The 15147-nt window shown below is 61.9% G+C and carries 17 protein-coding genes; 12 read left to right on the plus strand and 5 right to left on the minus strand.

Annotation, left to right across the window (positions count from 1 at the left end; translation table 11 throughout):
- Nucleotides 1–160 precede the first annotated feature (160 nt).
- A complete protein-coding gene (locus tag M0H32_RS12735) occupies nucleotides 161–601 on the plus strand; it encodes an LLM class oxidoreductase (protein WP_248154512.1) in 441 nt (146 codons plus the stop codon).
- 745 nt (nucleotides 602–1346) lie between these two features.
- On the opposite strand, the gene M0H32_RS12740 is transcribed toward M0H32_RS12735, so the two are convergent.
- Entirely contained in the window at nucleotides 1347–2786 is a 1440-nt protein-coding gene (locus M0H32_RS12740; RefSeq protein ID WP_248154513.1) for a helix-turn-helix domain-containing protein, read from the minus strand.
- A 219-nt stretch (nucleotides 2787–3005) separates the two neighbouring features.
- Here M0H32_RS12740 and M0H32_RS12745 point away from each other — a divergent pair, with 219 nt between their 5' ends.
- Nucleotides 3006–3308 carry a helix-turn-helix domain-containing protein gene (locus M0H32_RS12745; protein ID WP_248154515.1) on the plus strand — a complete coding sequence of 101 codons (303 nt, stop codon included), beginning with the start codon at nucleotides 3006–3008 and terminating at the stop codon, nucleotides 3306–3308.
- 116 nt (nucleotides 3309–3424) lie between these two features.
- On the opposite strand, the gene M0H32_RS12750 is transcribed toward M0H32_RS12745, so the two are convergent.
- Entirely contained in the window at nucleotides 3425–4369 is a 945-nt protein-coding gene (locus M0H32_RS12750) for a LysR substrate-binding domain-containing protein (RefSeq protein ID WP_248154517.1), read from the minus strand.
- A gap of 241 nt (nucleotides 4370–4610) precedes the next feature.
- Nucleotides 4611–5417, minus strand: coding sequence for a creatininase family protein (locus tag M0H32_RS12755; protein WP_248154520.1), 807 nt, complete (start codon nucleotides 5415–5417; stop codon nucleotides 4611–4613).
- Between the two features lie 168 nt (nucleotides 5418–5585).
- On the opposite strand from M0H32_RS12755, the gene M0H32_RS12760 reads away from it, so the two are divergent.
- The 5 genes from M0H32_RS12760 (at nucleotide 5586) to M0H32_RS12780 (ending at nucleotide 9783) form a co-directional block, all read left to right on the plus strand.
- Nucleotides 5586–6539, plus strand: a complete 954-nt coding sequence (locus M0H32_RS12760; protein ID WP_248154521.1) for a putative metalloprotease CJM1_0395 family protein — start codon at nucleotides 5586–5588, stop codon at nucleotides 6537–6539.
- 146 nt (nucleotides 6540–6685) lie between these two features.
- Nucleotides 6686–7843: an MFS transporter gene (locus M0H32_RS12765; RefSeq protein WP_248154523.1), complete on the plus strand. Its 1158-nt coding sequence runs from the start codon at nucleotides 6686–6688 to the stop codon at nucleotides 7841–7843.
- 58 nt (nucleotides 7844–7901) lie between these two features.
- Entirely contained in the window at nucleotides 7902–8690 is a 789-nt protein-coding gene (locus M0H32_RS12770) for an ABC transporter ATP-binding protein (RefSeq protein ID WP_248154525.1), read from the plus strand.
- 210 nt (nucleotides 8691–8900) lie between these two features.
- On the plus strand, nucleotides 8901–9425 hold the full coding sequence (locus M0H32_RS12775; protein WP_248154527.1) for a MarR family winged helix-turn-helix transcriptional regulator: 525 nt from the start codon (nucleotides 8901–8903) through the stop codon (nucleotides 9423–9425).
- 118 nt (nucleotides 9426–9543) lie between these two features.
- On the plus strand, nucleotides 9544–9783 hold the full coding sequence (locus tag M0H32_RS12780) for a hypothetical protein (protein WP_248154528.1): 240 nt from the start codon (nucleotides 9544–9546) through the stop codon (nucleotides 9781–9783).
- Nucleotides 9784–9811: 28 nt separating this feature from the next.
- Here the strand turns inward: M0H32_RS12780 and M0H32_RS12785 are convergent, their stop codons facing one another.
- Nucleotides 9812–10699: a LysR family transcriptional regulator gene (locus M0H32_RS12785; RefSeq protein ID WP_248154530.1), complete on the minus strand. Its 888-nt coding sequence runs from the start codon at nucleotides 10697–10699 to the stop codon at nucleotides 9812–9814.
- A 127-nt stretch (nucleotides 10700–10826) separates the two neighbouring features.
- Between M0H32_RS12785 and M0H32_RS12790 the strand changes: the two genes are divergently transcribed.
- Both M0H32_RS12790 and M0H32_RS12795 read left to right on the plus strand, forming a co-directional pair.
- The gene (locus tag M0H32_RS12790) at nucleotides 10827–11918 is read left to right on the plus strand and encodes an alkene reductase (protein WP_248154532.1); all 1092 of its coding nucleotides are present in this window, start codon (nucleotides 10827–10829) and stop codon (nucleotides 11916–11918) included.
- Nucleotides 11915–12283 carry a cupin domain-containing protein gene (locus M0H32_RS12795; RefSeq protein ID WP_248154534.1) on the plus strand — a complete coding sequence of 123 codons (369 nt, stop codon included), beginning with the start codon at nucleotides 11915–11917 and terminating at the stop codon, nucleotides 12281–12283. Before M0H32_RS12790 ends, M0H32_RS12795 begins: the two co-directional genes overlap by 4 nt.
- Here the strand turns inward: M0H32_RS12795 and M0H32_RS12800 are convergent.
- Nucleotides 12265–12720, minus strand: a complete 456-nt coding sequence (locus M0H32_RS12800; RefSeq protein ID WP_248154536.1) for a methylated-DNA--[protein]-cysteine S-methyltransferase — start codon at nucleotides 12718–12720, stop codon at nucleotides 12265–12267. The two genes, M0H32_RS12795 and M0H32_RS12800, sit on opposite strands and share 19 nt — an antisense overlap.
- Nucleotides 12721–12847: 127 nt before the next feature.
- Here M0H32_RS12800 and M0H32_RS12805 point away from each other — a divergent pair, with 127 nt between their 5' ends.
- The 3 genes from M0H32_RS12805 (at nucleotide 12848) to M0H32_RS12815 (ending at nucleotide 15117) form a co-directional block, all read left to right on the plus strand.
- Nucleotides 12848–13753 (plus strand): DMT family transporter, encoded by a 906-nt coding sequence (locus tag M0H32_RS12805; RefSeq protein ID WP_248154537.1) that lies wholly within the window; start codon nucleotides 12848–12850, stop codon nucleotides 13751–13753.
- 140 nt (nucleotides 13754–13893) lie between these two features.
- Entirely contained in the window at nucleotides 13894–14538 is a 645-nt protein-coding gene (locus tag M0H32_RS12810) for a L,D-transpeptidase (RefSeq protein WP_248154539.1), read from the plus strand.
- Between the two features lie 45 nt (nucleotides 14539–14583).
- Nucleotides 14584–15117 (plus strand): OmpA family protein, encoded by a 534-nt coding sequence (locus M0H32_RS12815; RefSeq protein ID WP_248154541.1) that lies wholly within the window; start codon nucleotides 14584–14586, stop codon nucleotides 15115–15117.
- The last annotated feature ends 30 nt before the right edge of the window (nucleotides 15118–15147 follow it).

The following is a 15147-nucleotide window of genomic DNA, read 5'->3' on the forward strand; positions in this document are numbered from 1 at the left end:
ACCGGCAGACGCCGGATCAGGCCTACTTCAACGCGCTGACGCCGATGATGGCGGCGGCATAATCCAGGCGGAAATCCACTTAGCAAACGCCCTGAACTGTTCAGACAAACCGAGCCACCTCTGACTGCCCTATGCCTTTGCTTCTCATTTCGCACCGCAAATGCTTGAAGAAGCCCTAGCGATCTATCGGCAGACCTTCCGTCCCTCTCCCTGGCTTGACGCACCCCATGCGATGGTCGCAGCCGGCGTCTGTGCCGCCGAGACGGATGAAGAGGCGGCCTTCCTGCGTTCCTCGCAGATCCTGGCTTTCGCGCGCCTTCGCAGCGGCACCCCCGGCAAGCTTCCATTGCCGGTCAAGGATCTGTCCCGGGAGATCCCGGATCAGGTTTTGGCACAGGTCAATCTGGCGCTGTCTTTTTCCGCAACAGGTTCGCCGCAAACCGTCAAGCGCAAACTCGGCGAGATCATTGAGAAACACCGGCCGGACGAGTTGATGGTGACTGGCATGATCCACGATCATTCCGCCCGCATAAAGTCTTTCGAGATTGTCGCGAAGGTGCTTGCGGGTTTCGTCGAACCGGATCTGGAGGTGCCAGCCTAGTGTGGTTGATTTGAAATTCGCCTCATTGTTGCAGCAACCATCGAAGCGAATTTCAAATTCGAAAACCACACTAGAAACATACGCTTGCTAGTCACCCTTTTGAATCTGAAGTTCGTTCCGAGTGTGCCGGGAAATAAGACGAACTTCAGATTCGGGTGACTAGCGCTTCTGCCACTTAGTCGGAATGGAACGGTGCGGGTCAACGGTGAACCGACCCGGCCATCTGTAGATCGCAGACCGTCTGTCTAGCACCGGCACCCGGGTACGTCGAACGCCGGGGTTGGACATATCAGTTCCTGCCTCGGAAAACCCATTCTGGCCGAATTGAACTCCGCGAAAAATCCGCCATTTGCCCAACACCATTTTCCGTCGCCCAAGACGCTGCTTGTGGCGTCGCAGGATCGGCCCAAATAGAGCGTTTCCCGCTCCCTGGTAATTTGCGAGGCAGCACCCGCCTCGCGGAACCGCGTTACCGGATACTGGGAGCGCAGGACATAGCCCGACTTGTTGCAGGACAGCGACCAGCTGTGATTGTCACTGACATAGCCGAAGTCTTCTGCGGCAGCGGCCCCGTGGAGGAGTGCGAGGATGGCGCCGGACAGCGCAAAGACAATAGCTTTAACGGACATTTTGAAACCTTGAGGCCGTCAGCAATCAGCGGATATATTATAGGATGCCACACGGTTGGATGCGGCCGAAGCATGTGGACAGTTTAGGCCTGATCCCTCCCGATTGTCAGCCCCCGTCAATCCGCCGCCTTGACCTGATAAGGCACGATGCCGCGGCGGCCGGTGTCGATCACCGGTTCCTTGTCGAGAGCCGGGAAGGCGCGCTGGTCGCAATCGTCGCGGGGACAGATGCGGCAATTGACGCCAATCGGTTCCGGCGACGCTATTTCCTCGACCGCCAGGCCGTCGGCATAGACGACGGCATCTGCATATTTGACCTCGCAGCCGATCCCAAGCGCGTAACGGCGCTCACCGCTTCGATATTCCGGTTGATGTTTGGTGATGCTGGTCGCCACGCAGAGATAGCGCACGCCGTCGGGCATCTGAGCAATCTGCGAGGTGAACTTGTTGGAATTCTGTTCAAAGGCCTGATGCACGTTCCAGCGCGGGCAGGAGCCGCCGAAGCGGGCGAACTGAAACCGGGTGGCGCTGTGGCGTTTGACGACATTGCCGGCCCGGTCAATCTTGACGAAATAGAACGGCAGGCCCATGGCGCCGGGGCGCTGCAGCGTCGACAGGCGGTGGCAAACGGTTTCGATGCTGGCGTCCAGCCGGTTGGAGAGCAGCTGGATGTCATGCCGGCAGGCGGCGGCCGCTTTCAGGAAATCGTCATAGGGCAGGATCAGCGCGCCGGAAAAATAGTTCCTGAGCGCCAGCCGGGCGATGCCTTCGGCGGACTTGGTCTTGAACCGGGCCCGTTCCACAACATCGGAAATCAGGTCGCGGACGCAGAGTTCGGCGATCACGGAGCCGAGCAGGAAGCTCTTGGTCGATTGCGGCACGGCGCTGTAGAGGGAGATGGTGCGCGCATAATCGTCCTGCCGGATCAGCGTGCCTTCATATTCCGGGAACTGGGTCACCTTCAGGCCGAACCGGTCGCCAAGCCAGCCTGTCAACGCGTCGAATTTGGAGGCGGCCCGGCTCAGGCCGATGTCCAGGGCCAGTTTTTCGGCGGCCCGGTCAAGCGGGTCGACGTAATTGTCCGTGTAGTGGAAAAAATCCCGAACCTCGTCATAGGCGGATTGTTTTGGGGTGTGGCCATCCTCGTCGGAGGCCCCCTGTTGCACCAGATCGTCCGCGATTGCGGCCCGGTCATGATAGGTGCGCAGAGCGCCGTAGAGATCCATGATCGCCTGAGTGACGGCGGGGGCCCGCGTGACCAGCTCATGGATTTCCTGACGGCCGACGGACGCGCTGTGGAACTGGGTGTCGGTAAAGATTTCCTGCAAATCCTGAACAACCCGGTCGAGATCGTTTTTCTCGAAGGCCGACAGATCGACGCCGAAGATCCGGTTGATCGTCAGGAGGACGGAGGCGGTGACCGGCCGGTTGTTGTTTTCGATCTGATTGACATAGGCCGTGGACAGTCCGATTTTCTTGGCGAATTCCACCTGGGACAGGCCGAAATCAGCGCGAATCTGCCGCAAGGTGTGACCGGAAAAGAGTTTCTTGCTCACGCTGGTATTCTCCGAAATCATATTGCAAATATTTTGCAATATGCAGTATGCATTTTAACATTTTACAATAGCCGGATAATGATGAAAAGTCCTGCCTGCATCCTGCGGGCGGAGGACCCGCAAGATGCACTCCGTTTCAAGATCGATCGGCCGAGGTTTCCCGGATGGGAGTAATCGACTGCTGATCCGGATTTGACTGAAACCCCGAGGAGCACAGCCATGACTGCCCATTTTGCCCTTCAAAATAGCCCTGTTCACGACGGCATGACGACGCGTCCGACAAACGGCATCCGCTGGCCGCTCAACCTGACCGACCTGGTTACGCCGCGCCAGCTGGAAATCCTTCTGAAGCTGTGTGAGGGCAAGGTGAACAAGCAGATCGCTTACGAACTCGATGTCTCGATCGCCACGGTCAAGGCGCATATCCGCAACGCGATCACGCGTCTCGGCGCCAAAAACAGAACCAACGCTGTTGCCATTGTCGCGGCCAACAGCGCGATCTTCCAGAACGCAGCCGGCTGACCGGTCGCCGGTTCAGCCAATCCGTGCACACTGGCCCCATCGCCCACGCGCTAGAAACCCAAAAGGGACGCGCATAAATCCCGAGCAGCGATAAGCTCTAAGGGATTCTTCCCGTTTCAGGTGACGGCGCTGCGCTTGATCATCGCGTTGCGCACCGCCGCGACTTCCTGGGACAGGAAATCGCAGAAATCCTTGGCGACGATCGATATCGGCCGATGGGTCGGTGTCAGAATCGACAGGCTGTTCTGAACGCGCGGCCGGAACGGCCGGAACACGATCATCGGCGGCCCCAGACCGCTACGTCCTTTCTCCTGAGCATTATAGGCCGTGATCATGTCGCAGATCAGCGCACACAATCCGGCTTCGACAAAACGCAGACCAGGTGATGCGGTCTGCAGTTCGAAGCGCTGGTTGAAGCCGACGCCTGCATCGCGAAACCGCGCCAGCGTCTGCTTGTGGCTGCGGTGTTCGGAATGCAGCAGGGCCAGCGGGTAGCCGTCCAGTTCGGCAGGAGTGATCACTTCCTTGGAGGCGAGCGGATCGGTCGCCGGTATGGCACACATGCATTCCAGGTCGAAATCCACCTGGTCGAAGGAATTGCGGGCTCGAGGGGTCTCGGCAAAGCCGATGTCGAATTGCTGCGCGGCAATCAGTTCCTCGATCTCCGCCGATGTCCGGCTGGCGAGAGCGACCTTGACGCTTGGCTTGTCGGCCAGAAAGCGCGACAGGCTGTTGGGCAGGAAATCGGCGGTGGCTTCCGGAATGCCGGCCACGCGCAGCTGGCCGTGTTCCCGGTTGGCAAGGCCGCGCAGGGTGCGCTTGGAAATCTCGAGCCGCTTCAGGATCGCTTCGGCTTCTTCCAGAAAGAATTCCGCTTCCGGGGTCGGCACAAGCCGGCCCTGTTCGCGCACGAACAGTTTCAGTTCGAGTTCCGTTTCCAGGCCGGCGATGGTGGAGCTGACTGCGGGTTGCGTTCTGCCAAGCGTTCGGGCGGCTTCCGAGATCGAGCCGCTGCGCATGACCTCACGAAAGGTCGCCAATTGCCGAATTGACAGATTCATGTGATCGCGCGGCCCGCCCCTCCCAGACGTTGAATTGAATAATGTGTCGCCTATTCAGGTAAAGGTCAACACTCGGCTCCGTGAACTCTTCTTAAGGAAATCGAGTTTTGTGTATCGTCGGTTTTTACTAGAGTTGGTGTAATTAAAGATGGAAAAATCATTTTGAAGTGCTTCCGCAGCCGTAAGCGGAAGCTGTGATATTGGCGAAGACTTGGCCAGTTTCGCTGATTGGATTCCACACCTAGGCGCTGGAAGTTCCCAGCCGGGCAAGGTCGAACGCGTCGATATCCTGCAGAAGTTCAATGAAACCGCGCGCCGCGTGATCCAGAGACAAACGCCCTTTTTCCGCCGTCGCGCGGGCGGCATTGCCAAGGGCGCCCGCCGGATTGAGGTCTTCGGACATCCAGCCATATTGTGCCTTGCCGTGGCCGCGCAGGTGTTTGAATTCCGCCAGGTAGCGCTGCTGCTCCGACGGAAAATCCGTGGCCAGTTCCATGCGCACGAGGTCGGGGCGCAGATGCAGCATCAGGGAGGTTTCTATGTCGCCGCCATGGATGCCGTAGGCGAATTCTTCCGGTGGATAAAGCCCGTCCGGCTGGCCGAAGCGCAGCCAGTTGGTGGCCGTGACGAACAGGCCGTGCCGGACCCTGAGTTCCCTGGCGACGATGTCGAGAATGGGTACATTGCCGCCATGGGAATTGATCAGGACAAGCTTGCGGATACCGGCCCGGGCGACGCAGTCGCCGATCTCCAGCCAGGCCCGCGTGACCGTTTCCCAGGTGAGGGTCAGCGTGCCGGGATAGGACAGGTGCTCATCCGATTTGCCGACCGCCTGGACCGGCAGGAAGGTTGCCGGCAGGTCCGGCGGCAGCAATTCAAGAACCCGCCGGATCTGGCCCTCCGCAATGGTGGTGTCCGTGGAGACGGGCAGATGCGGACCGTGCTGTTCGATCGCCGCCACGGGCAGGACCGCGATCCAGCCGTCACGGCCGTCAGCCTGAAAATCGAGCGTGGTCATGTCTTGCCAGATGCGGCGGGGCAGCGTCATGTCGATCCGTTTGTTGCATTCACCGTCCGACTTCAGTTGCACAAAGCATGCGGACGGGCAAGGGCAGCCGGTCGAAAAGGCGGAAATCCGCGCGATCACGAGGAAATGATGCGCATTTCTTAACCCGCGTTAGGACTTTGCTGACTCCCTTGAGGGACAATTCGGGTCATGATCGGTGCGCTTTTGTCCAACGCGCCGGCGAACCTCTTGAAGAGCAATGGTGTCGCCGGTGTTTCGGAACCTGCCACGGGAGATGATGCTCCCGGACGGGAGCAGCTTGCTGCGCGCGACAGTCTGGCCAGCTCCAGGGCCGTGACCGTACGCGCCGGCAGCGCACCGCCCCTGACCCCCGAAGCCGTGGTCGCGCTGCAGCAGGCTGAAGGTTCCGGCGATTCAGCCGGCCGGGCCGGCGAAGCGACCGTAACGGAAGATGAAGGCGACACTGTCCAGACCCCTGTCAACGCGGCCGAGGACGAGGCCGCTGCCGAGGAGGGACAGGCGGCCGCCGGTCAGGAGAAAGAGGAAGGGGATTCCGATGGAGACGGCCTTGACGAGGCCGAGGAAAAGCAGGTCCAGGAGCTGAAGCAGCGGGACCAGGAAGTGCGGGCGCATGAGCAGGCCCATGCCCGTGTTGGCGGCGCCTATGCCGGTGCCCCCAGCTATACTTTCCAGCAGGGGCCGGACGGCAAGCGTTATGCCGTTGGCGGCGAGGTGCAGATCGACACTGCGGCCGAACGCACGCCGGAAGCCACCATCCGCAAGATGCAGATTGTCATCCGCGCGGCCACCGCGCCGGCCGAACCGTCCTCCCAGGACCTGAAGGTCGCGCAGCAGGCCCGCTCGCAGCTTGCGGACGCCCAGGCCGAGCTGCGGGCGCAGCAGGCCGAGGAACTGAGCGGCGGTGACGGCGAGGACGGCGCGCCGGGTGCCGAGGCCACTGGCCCCGACGGCGGAGCGCCGGAGGAGAACGGTCCTGCCGGCACGGGGGCGTCCGATGCCGGCGCCGGCCGGAACGGGGAAGACGAACAGCGGTCCGAACGCGCGGCGGCGATTTCCGCCTACCAGTCGGCCTCCCAGCGTGCGTCGGACAACCGTTCGTCCAGCGGCGCAGTTTACGCTTGACCCGGCTTGTGAACGAGTTGCTTCCCGCCGCCAAACGTTGAACCTTTCAAAGACAGCTGCCGTTTAAATGCCGCGGTGCTTGTGTCCCGGCCGGAGGCATGAGAAGAAGGCGTTCCCCTTCCTCCGCTTTCCAAGCAGTTCGATCCATGTCAGATGCTCTCAAGCACCACGCTTCCGCGGCGCGCCGGGTTGTTTCGGCCATCTTCTTCATGTGCGGCACCTTTATCGGCATGTGGGCCTCGCGGATCCCGCATGTGAAGGAGGCGACCGGACTGGACGAGAGCGGTTTCGGCCTGTTGCTGCTGGTGATGGCCTGCGGTGCCTTTGTCGCGTTTCCCCTGACCGGCATGCTGATAGACCGGATGGGGGCCGCGCCGATGACAAAGATCCTGGCAAGCGCCAATGTGATCGCTTTTCTGCTGGTCGGGCTGGCGCCTTCGGTGCCGATCCTGACACTGGCGCTGTTTTTCGCCGGCTTCACCTTCGGCGCCCTGGACATTTCCATGAACGGCTGGGGAGCGGAAGTGGAAACCGCCTATGGAAAGCCGATCATGTCGTCCTATCACGGGCTGTTCAGCCTCGGCGCGGGCGCCGCTGCGCTCGTTGGTGGCCTCGCCATCGAACTCGGTCTCAGCGTTGCGGTTCATTTTGCCCTGTGGAGCGCTGTCGTGGCGCCGCTCCTGATCTGGTTCTGGCGGCAGGTCTGGCCGGAGGAGCGCGCGCCGGCGGGGGAGGACAAGGCGCCGTTGTTCGCCTTGCCGAAAGGCGGGCTCATCCTGGTCGGGCTGATGGCGCTGGTGGCCGCACTCGGCGAAGGCGCGATGACCGATTGGGCGGCGCTCTACCAGATCGAGGATCTTGGCTATTCGGAATCGCTGGCGCCAACCGCCTTCACCGTCTTTTCAATCGCCATGGTGATCATGCGTCTGGCCGGCGACCGGGTCATTGCCCGCTTCGGCCCGGTCCTGGTGGCGCGGATGAGCGGCTTTGTCGCGCTGTTCGGTTGCGGTCTGCTGGTTTCGGGGCTGAACATCTGGACGGTGTGGGCGGGCAGTTTTGTCATGGGGCTCGGCTATGCGGTGCTGTTTCCGCTAGCCATGTCGCGGGCGGCAGGCGATCCGCACATGTCGAAGGGTTCTGCCCTGGCCGCCGTTGCCACGCTCGGCTATGGCGCCTTCCTGTTCGGTCCGCCGCTGCTCGGGTTTGTCGGCGATCTTTTGTCGCTTCGGGCGTCCTTTGCTACCGTCGCGCTCCTGACGCTGGCGATCCCGCTCCTGGCCGGCGCACTCAGGGTCCGGGCCTGATGTCAGGGAAACGACAGGGCATGGGCATGCACACACCACTGGGACAGGACACAAACTGATGTCGGCCAACGCAACGTCGCCTGTGACCGTCTCGCTGAAACATGTCCGCAAGGTTTTCGAGAACGGCACCACGGCGCTGGAGAATTTCTCGCTCGACGTGCGGCAAGGCGAATTCGTCTCGCTGCTGGGGCCCTCGGGCTGCGGCAAGTCCAGTGCGCTTCGGATCATCGCTGGCCTGTCGGAGCCGAGTTCCGGCACGGTCGACTGGCCGATGGCGGACGCGGCCGGCCTCCAGCACGAACTTGGCTTCGTCTTCCAGGAGCCGACCCTGATGCCCTGGGCGAGCGTCTTCAGCAATGTCTGGCTGCCCCTGCGGGCGAAGGGGGTTTCCAAATCGGCCGCTTGTGACCGGGTGATGGAATCGCTTGCCACCGTCGGGCTTGAGGACTTTGCCGGCCACCGGCCACAGGAACTGTCCGGAGGCATGAAGATGCGGGTGTCGATTGCCCGGGCATTGATCACCCGGCCCAAAGTGCTGCTGATGGACGAACCGTTTGCCGCGCTTGACGAAATCACCCGCTTCAAACTCAATAACGACCTCTTGCAGCTGCAGGAGCGTTTCGGCTGGACGATCCTGTTCGTGACCCACTCGGTGTTTGAATCGGTGTATCTGTCCAGTCGTGTGGTCGTGATGGCCGCCCGGCCCGGACGTGTGATCCAGGACCTTGCCATCGAGGCGCCCCGGCCACGGCAGGACGGCTTCCGGACCTCGCCCTATTACAGCGCGCGTTGCCGCGACGTGTCGGCCGCGCTGGAGAGCGCCATGGTGCCCATGGACGGGATGTAGACGACAGCAAGGAGGCAGCAGCCGGAATTCCTTCGAGGTCTGTCCGTTTTCGTCCTGCCGCTTAGCGGGCTAACTGGAGCCAAGTTGTCATAACTGCAAGGTTTTCAAAAGAAGCACCGGCAGTGTCATTCGTCGGTTAAATACTCCCGCTAGGGTTCCGCGCGTCGCAGGTAAACGTGATTCGGGTTGATTGAGGACGAGGATGTGTCGATGGCTTTCAACTACAAGAAAAGCATAACGTTTCGACTGGTTCAGGCCGCGAAAGCGCAGCGGGCCCGGTCCGGCTCGCATCTGATGCGGATCGGGCTGCATCCGGGCCAGGAACTGGTGCTGAAAGTGCTCGCGGATACAGATGGCCGCACTATGAGCCAGCTGGCCCTGGCACTCGGCGTTCAGCCGCCCACCGTCACCAAGATGGTCACCCGCCTGTCCAGTCAGGGCTATGTCCGCCGCCAGGTGTCCGATTCCGACGGCCGTCTTGCCCGGGTCTATCTGACCGACGTCGGCCGCGAACTTGTCCTGTCCGTCGACAAGGCCTGGAAACGGCTCGAGCGCGAAGCCATGTCCGGCCTCGACGACAAGGACCGCAAGAAGCTGCGCAAGTTGCTGCGTCAGGTGGAGAAGAACCTGTCGATCTCCATCGACGACGATCCCGAGCACGAAGCCGACCTCGATACCGACGACGACAAGGCCGAAGAGGACAGCAAGAAGTCCAAGGAGCTGTCGGCGGCCTGATCCCGGCTGCACCGTTCAGAAGCGGTTCTCCGCAAAACATTACAAATTGCTCATTTGAATTCTTTTTGAGCCAAACCCATCTCTCCGCGAGATCCGAAGACACGCGGAGAGACTGGAAATGGCAACACAGACCCAATCGATCAACGAGAATCGGGGCGCCCGCCGTGCCGCTGAGTTGCGCCGCCGGTTCGCACATGTCTCGAACACCTCCTTCGGCCGGCCGTCTTTCGGCTTGCGCCCGGCACCGGCGGGCCGCTCCCATGGCTTCAACCGGTCGCGCCGCGCCCAGTTGCAGGAGTTTCTCGGCTGGAGCATGCTGGCGGCCGTGGTCATGTTCATCGGGTTTCTGATTTTCTGATCGGGCCGCGTTTGCTGCCTGGACGGCATCAGCCTTTTCGGAATTCCGACTGCAGGGCCTCAAGCAACGCGCGCACCCGCCGGACGTGCGACCTGCCCTTGGGAAACACCACCTGCAGACCGACCGCGGGCGGTTCGAAGTCCCTCAGGAGAGGTATAAGACGGCCGCTGGCCAGATCGCCGACAATATCCCACTCGGATTTGCGGGCAATGCCGCGGCCTTCCAGACACCAGGTGCGCACGAGCCCGCCGTCATTGGCGGTCCGCCGGCCGGTTACGGCATAGCGCCTGACGGTGCCGTCAACACGGAAGGGCCAGAACCGGTCGGTGTCCTCGCCGAACCGCATCAGCAGACAGTCATGCGCGGCCAGATCGTCCGGATGCTCCGGCGCGCCATATCGGTCAAGATAGCCGGGGGAAGCGCAGAGAATGCGGGCATTGTCGGCAAGCTTGCGCACGATCAGGGACGAATCCTTCAGATCGCCATATCGGATCGCAAGGTCAAAGCCCGCAGCGGCGATGTCGGCATAGCCGTCGCTCAGATGCAGGTCGACCGTGACATCAGGATGATCATCCAGGAAAGTGTCGAGCGCGGCGCGCAGGCGGGCGCGCCCGAGATCGAGTGGCGCGGACAGGCGAATGGGGCCCGCGATGCTGTCGACGCCCCGTTTCAGGCGATCCTCCAGAACCTGACTGTCGGCGACAAGGCGACGTGCGCCATCAAGCAGATCCCGACCTTCCTCGGTCAGGCTGATGGCCCTTGTGCTGCGGTTGAAAAGCCGGACTCCATAGTGTCCTTCCAGCGCGGCCAGCCGTTCGGACGTTGTCGCGGGCGATAATCCCAGCTCGCGCCCGGCCGCCGCGATGCCGCCCTTGTCTGCAATGCGCAGAAACAGCTTGAGATTTTCCAGGAGCATTATTCGGAATTTCCGAAGTTGGTTTCTGGAAATGTCTCAATAATCTGCCTGAGGCGCAAGCTCTATCTGTTTCGTCGACAGTAAGGCGCGCTGGTCGCGATGCTCTTCCACGATGACAGAGGCAAAAATGACCGATCTTTTCGACACATATTCCCTTGGCCCGCTCAATCTGCCGTCGCGCATCGTGATGGCACCAATGACGCGTTCGCGCAGCACGCAGCCGGGCAATGTTCCCAATGGCATGATGGCCGACTATTACGCCCAGCGGGCAAGCGCCGGCCTGATCGTCAGCGAAGCGACGCAGATCTCGCAACAGGGCCAGGGCTACAGTTTCACGCCCGGCGTCCATGCGCCTGACCAGATCGCCGGCTGGCGCAAGGTGACCGATGCCGTTCACGGCGCGGGGGGGCGCATCTTTCTGCAGCTGTGGCATGTCGGCCGGATGAGCCATCCGGACTTTCATGGCGGGAACCTGCCCGTTGCTCCGTCGGCCCTGGCGCCGGATGCCGCGATTTGGATGGTGGATCCGGAAACCAACGAGGGCGGCATGGTGGCATGCCCGGTGCCGCGGGAGCTCGAGACCGGTGAAATCGCCGGCATCGTTGCAGACTACCGGCGCGCCGCCGAGAACGCCAAAGAGGCGGGTTTTGACGGCGGCGAGATCCATGCTGCCAACGGTTACCTGATCGATGAATTCCTGCGTGCCTCTTCCAACAGGCGAAGCGACCGCTATGGTGGCGGCGCCGTCAACCGGGTGCGTTTTGCGCTCGAGGTCTGCGAAGCAGTGGCGAGTGTCCTCGGCGCCGATAGGACCGGTATCCGGTTCTCGCCGTACATCACCCAACGCGGCATGGACGATCCGGACGCGCCCGGCACGATCCTCTCCCTGACACGGGAACTGGACCGGATGGGCCTGGGCTATGTTCACCTGGCGGAGGCCGATTGGGACGACGCGCCGGAGACGCCGGAGAGCTTCCGGGCCGCGCTGCGCGACGCCTGTTCGGGGACCGTGATAGTCGCGGGTGGCTATACGAAGGAAAAAGCGGGCCGCATTCTTGAAAAGGGCTATGCCGACCTCGTTGCCTTCGGCCGGCCATTCATCGCCAATCCGGATTTACCGCACCGCCTGGCCAACGGGGTGCCGCTCGCCGCGTTCGACGGCGGCACGCTTTTCGGCGGCTCTGCCGAGGGCTATACGACCTATCCGGTGGCGGCATGATTGAACCACTCACCGAGTCGGAGATTGAAGCGGCGGGAGACCGGATCGGCAGCGAACTGGTCTCCGAGGCGCAAGGCGTCAGGATCTGGCACTTGCGCCTCGCGCCGGGCGAAACGCTACCGGCTCATCGCCATGACCGCCCGTATTTCTGGACCGTCCTGACGGATGGCCGGGCCCGGTCGCGCGACGGGGACGGCGGCATTCGGGAGGTCAGTTATCAGGCTGGCGAGACCCGGCATTTCCCCGACCTGTCGCCCGCCAAGGCCTTCGTGCATGACCTCAGCAATATCGGTGAGACAGACCTGGTGTTTGTGACCATCGAATTCCGGGACAGAACGACCGGGCATCAGACCAGGAACGGATAACCGCCTTCCAGTTTCAGAAGCGCGATCTTGGTTTCCGTGCCGCCGTCGCCGGAATAGCCGCCAAGGCCGTTGGCCGACAGGATGCGGTGGCAGGGAATGACGATCGGGATCGGGTTGGCGCCGCAGGCCTGGCCGATCGGCTGTCCATACGTGTCCAGCTCTTTCGCCAGGTCGCCATAGGTGCGGGTCTGGCCATAGGGGATCGCCAGCATCGCCTTGAACACGGCCTGGTGCAGCTCGCCGCCCTTTGGCGCCAGCGGCAGATCGAACTCTTTCAGGTCTCCGGCCAAATAGGCCTCGATCTGTCGGGTGGCTTCGTCGAGCAAAGGTGTTTTGTCTTGGCTTGGCGGCCCGTTCCATTGTATCTGGGTGATCGCGCTGTCACGTTCGGTAATCGACAGGCGCCCCAGCCAGGTTTGAAGAGTTGCTACAGGCATGCCGGTCCCCCGCTTGTCTTTCACCTGAGGTAATGGCTGGCCGTTCCAATCGCAACAGGCCAATCCCGCGGGATCGACCTGTCTCTGTCCGGCATCTGCGGATAAGCAAGCAAAAGGCCTGATCCCGATGGCGGGTGATACTCAGAAACAGCCTGGCGGCGGTGTGCCCGCCGCTGCCGCTCCGATTGCGGGCATCGGCCTGATTGTTCTGGCATGTCTCAGTTTTTCGGTTCTGGACGCGACTGCAAAATACCTGTCCGCTAGTCTTCCGACACTCCAGATTGTCTGGATCCGCTTTGTCAGCCACGTGTTTCTGTCGCTGGTTCTGTTTCAGGTCTGGAAAAAGCCGTCCCTTTTGACAACCAAGCGGCCCGTGTTGCAGATCGTGCGGGCCTGCTGCCTGCTCGGCACGACAATCTGCAATTTCATGGCCGTCCGGTATCTGCAGCTCGCCGAAACCATGGCGATCATGTTTGCCGGCCCCTTTGTCATCACCGCGCTCGCCGGGCCGCTGCTCGGGGAATGGGCCGGCATGCGCCGTTGGGCCGCGATCATCGTCGGGTTCATCGGTGTTCTTGTGGTCACCCAGCCGGGGATCGGCGGCATGCACTGGGCGGCGATCTACTCCGTCGCGGCGATGACGTTTTATGCGCTTTATGCGTTGCTGACCCGGATGCTGACGGCAACCGACAGTTCCGCCGGACTGCTGATCATCTCCGGGATCGTCGCCGCGGTGGCCATGGCGCCCGCAGGCCTGACCGTATGGCAGACCCCGCCGGACGCCTGGACCTGGATGCTGCTGCTCTCCACCGGCGTCTTTGGCGCGGGCGGCCATTTCCTGTTCATCATGGCCCACCGGATCGCACCGGCGCCTGTCCTCGCGCCCTTCATCTATATCCAGATCGTCTGGATGATCGCGCTCGGCTATCTGATTTTCGCCGACGTGCCGACCCTCACGACAGTGTTGGGCGCGGCGATCGTGGTGGCCTCGGGGCTCTATATCCTTTACCGGGAACGGGTGAAGGGCATCTGAGCCGCGCGATCCGACCCCATTCCGTTCAGCAGGGCGGTTGACGGGTTTGCCGTCTTCCCATCTTAATACCCCTTTGGCGGTCTACCGCCAGTCAGCAAGGTCACCAATCTGTCTGAGGGGCCTGTCTGAGGGGGGATGGCATGGAACTGAACCGACGAATGTTTCTCGGTGGCGCGGCAGCCGTCGCAGGCACGCTCGCCCTGCCGCATGTGGCCCGGGCCAATGCCGCGGCCAATGCCTATTTCAACGGCTACCAGCCTGATGGCGGCTTTCAGTACCGCCGGACCAATTTCAAACGCATCGATCCGGTCTGGCACCGCCAGATGGTCAAGTATTTCAGCGACGAGCCGCCCGGAACCGTTGTTGTGGATACCAACAACCACTTTCTCTACTGGGTCTGGGAAAACAATACGGCGCTTCGATATGGCGTCGGTGTTGGCCGGGAAGGCTTCCAGTGGTTCGGCCGTGCGCGGATCGATCGTAAGGCCATGTGGCCGCGCTGGGTGCCGCCGCCCGAGATGTTGCAGCGTCAACCTGACCTGCCTCGTCTGGTCGAGGGCGGAGCAGCCAACAATCCGCTCGGACCGCGGGCCTTGTATCTTTATCGGGACGGGCGGGATCTCGGCTATCGGCTGCATTCGACCCTGGAACCCTGGAGCATCGGGCACGACGTCTCGAGCGGCTGCATCCGCATGTTCCCGGAAGACGTGATCGATCTCTATCAGCGTTGTCCGAAAGGCACCGGGGTATTGGTGCTGGAGCACTTGGGGGCGAATGCCGGCTGAGGCCGGCCTTCAGGAAAACAACAACAAAGGACCGTGGGGGCTTCCTTGGATAATCGTTTCGGCCGCTTTGGCCAGGGCGCGGCAATTGCGCTCTTCATCGGGTTTGCACTGGCCGGGTGCAACAGCTCCGGCATCTCGTCGCCGAATGTCACCAACGCGCCTGCGGCCGGGTTCGGCACCATTTCGCCCGGCTCGGAAGAAGAGTTCATCATCAACGTTGGCCGGCGCGTCTATTTCGAAAAAGGCTCGGCGGTGATTACCGACGAAGCCACGATCACCATCGAGAACCAGGCGCGCTGGCTGAAAAACAACAGGAAGTGGCTGGTCAAGATCCAGGGGCACGCGGATGACCCGGGCAGCGAGGCCGCCCAGAAGACCCTGTCGACGCAGCGGGCGAATGCGGTCATGGCGGCGCTGGTCAAACTCGGCGTCAATCCGAAGCGCATGTGGGTCAAAGGCTATGGCGTGGAAAGGCCGGTCACCGATTGCGAAGAGGTGACGTGCCAGTCTCAGAACCGCAGGGTGGTTGTCAACCTGAGAGAGGAATTCGACGAATCCGCACCTCAGGCGAAGCGGTAACCGTTGATCGCCAATCGTCACAAAACTTGA

It is taken from the genome of Roseibium sediminicola, assembly GCF_023156505.1.
In the GTDB taxonomy this organism is placed as follows: Bacteria; Pseudomonadota; Alphaproteobacteria; order Rhizobiales; family Stappiaceae; genus Roseibium; species Roseibium sediminicola.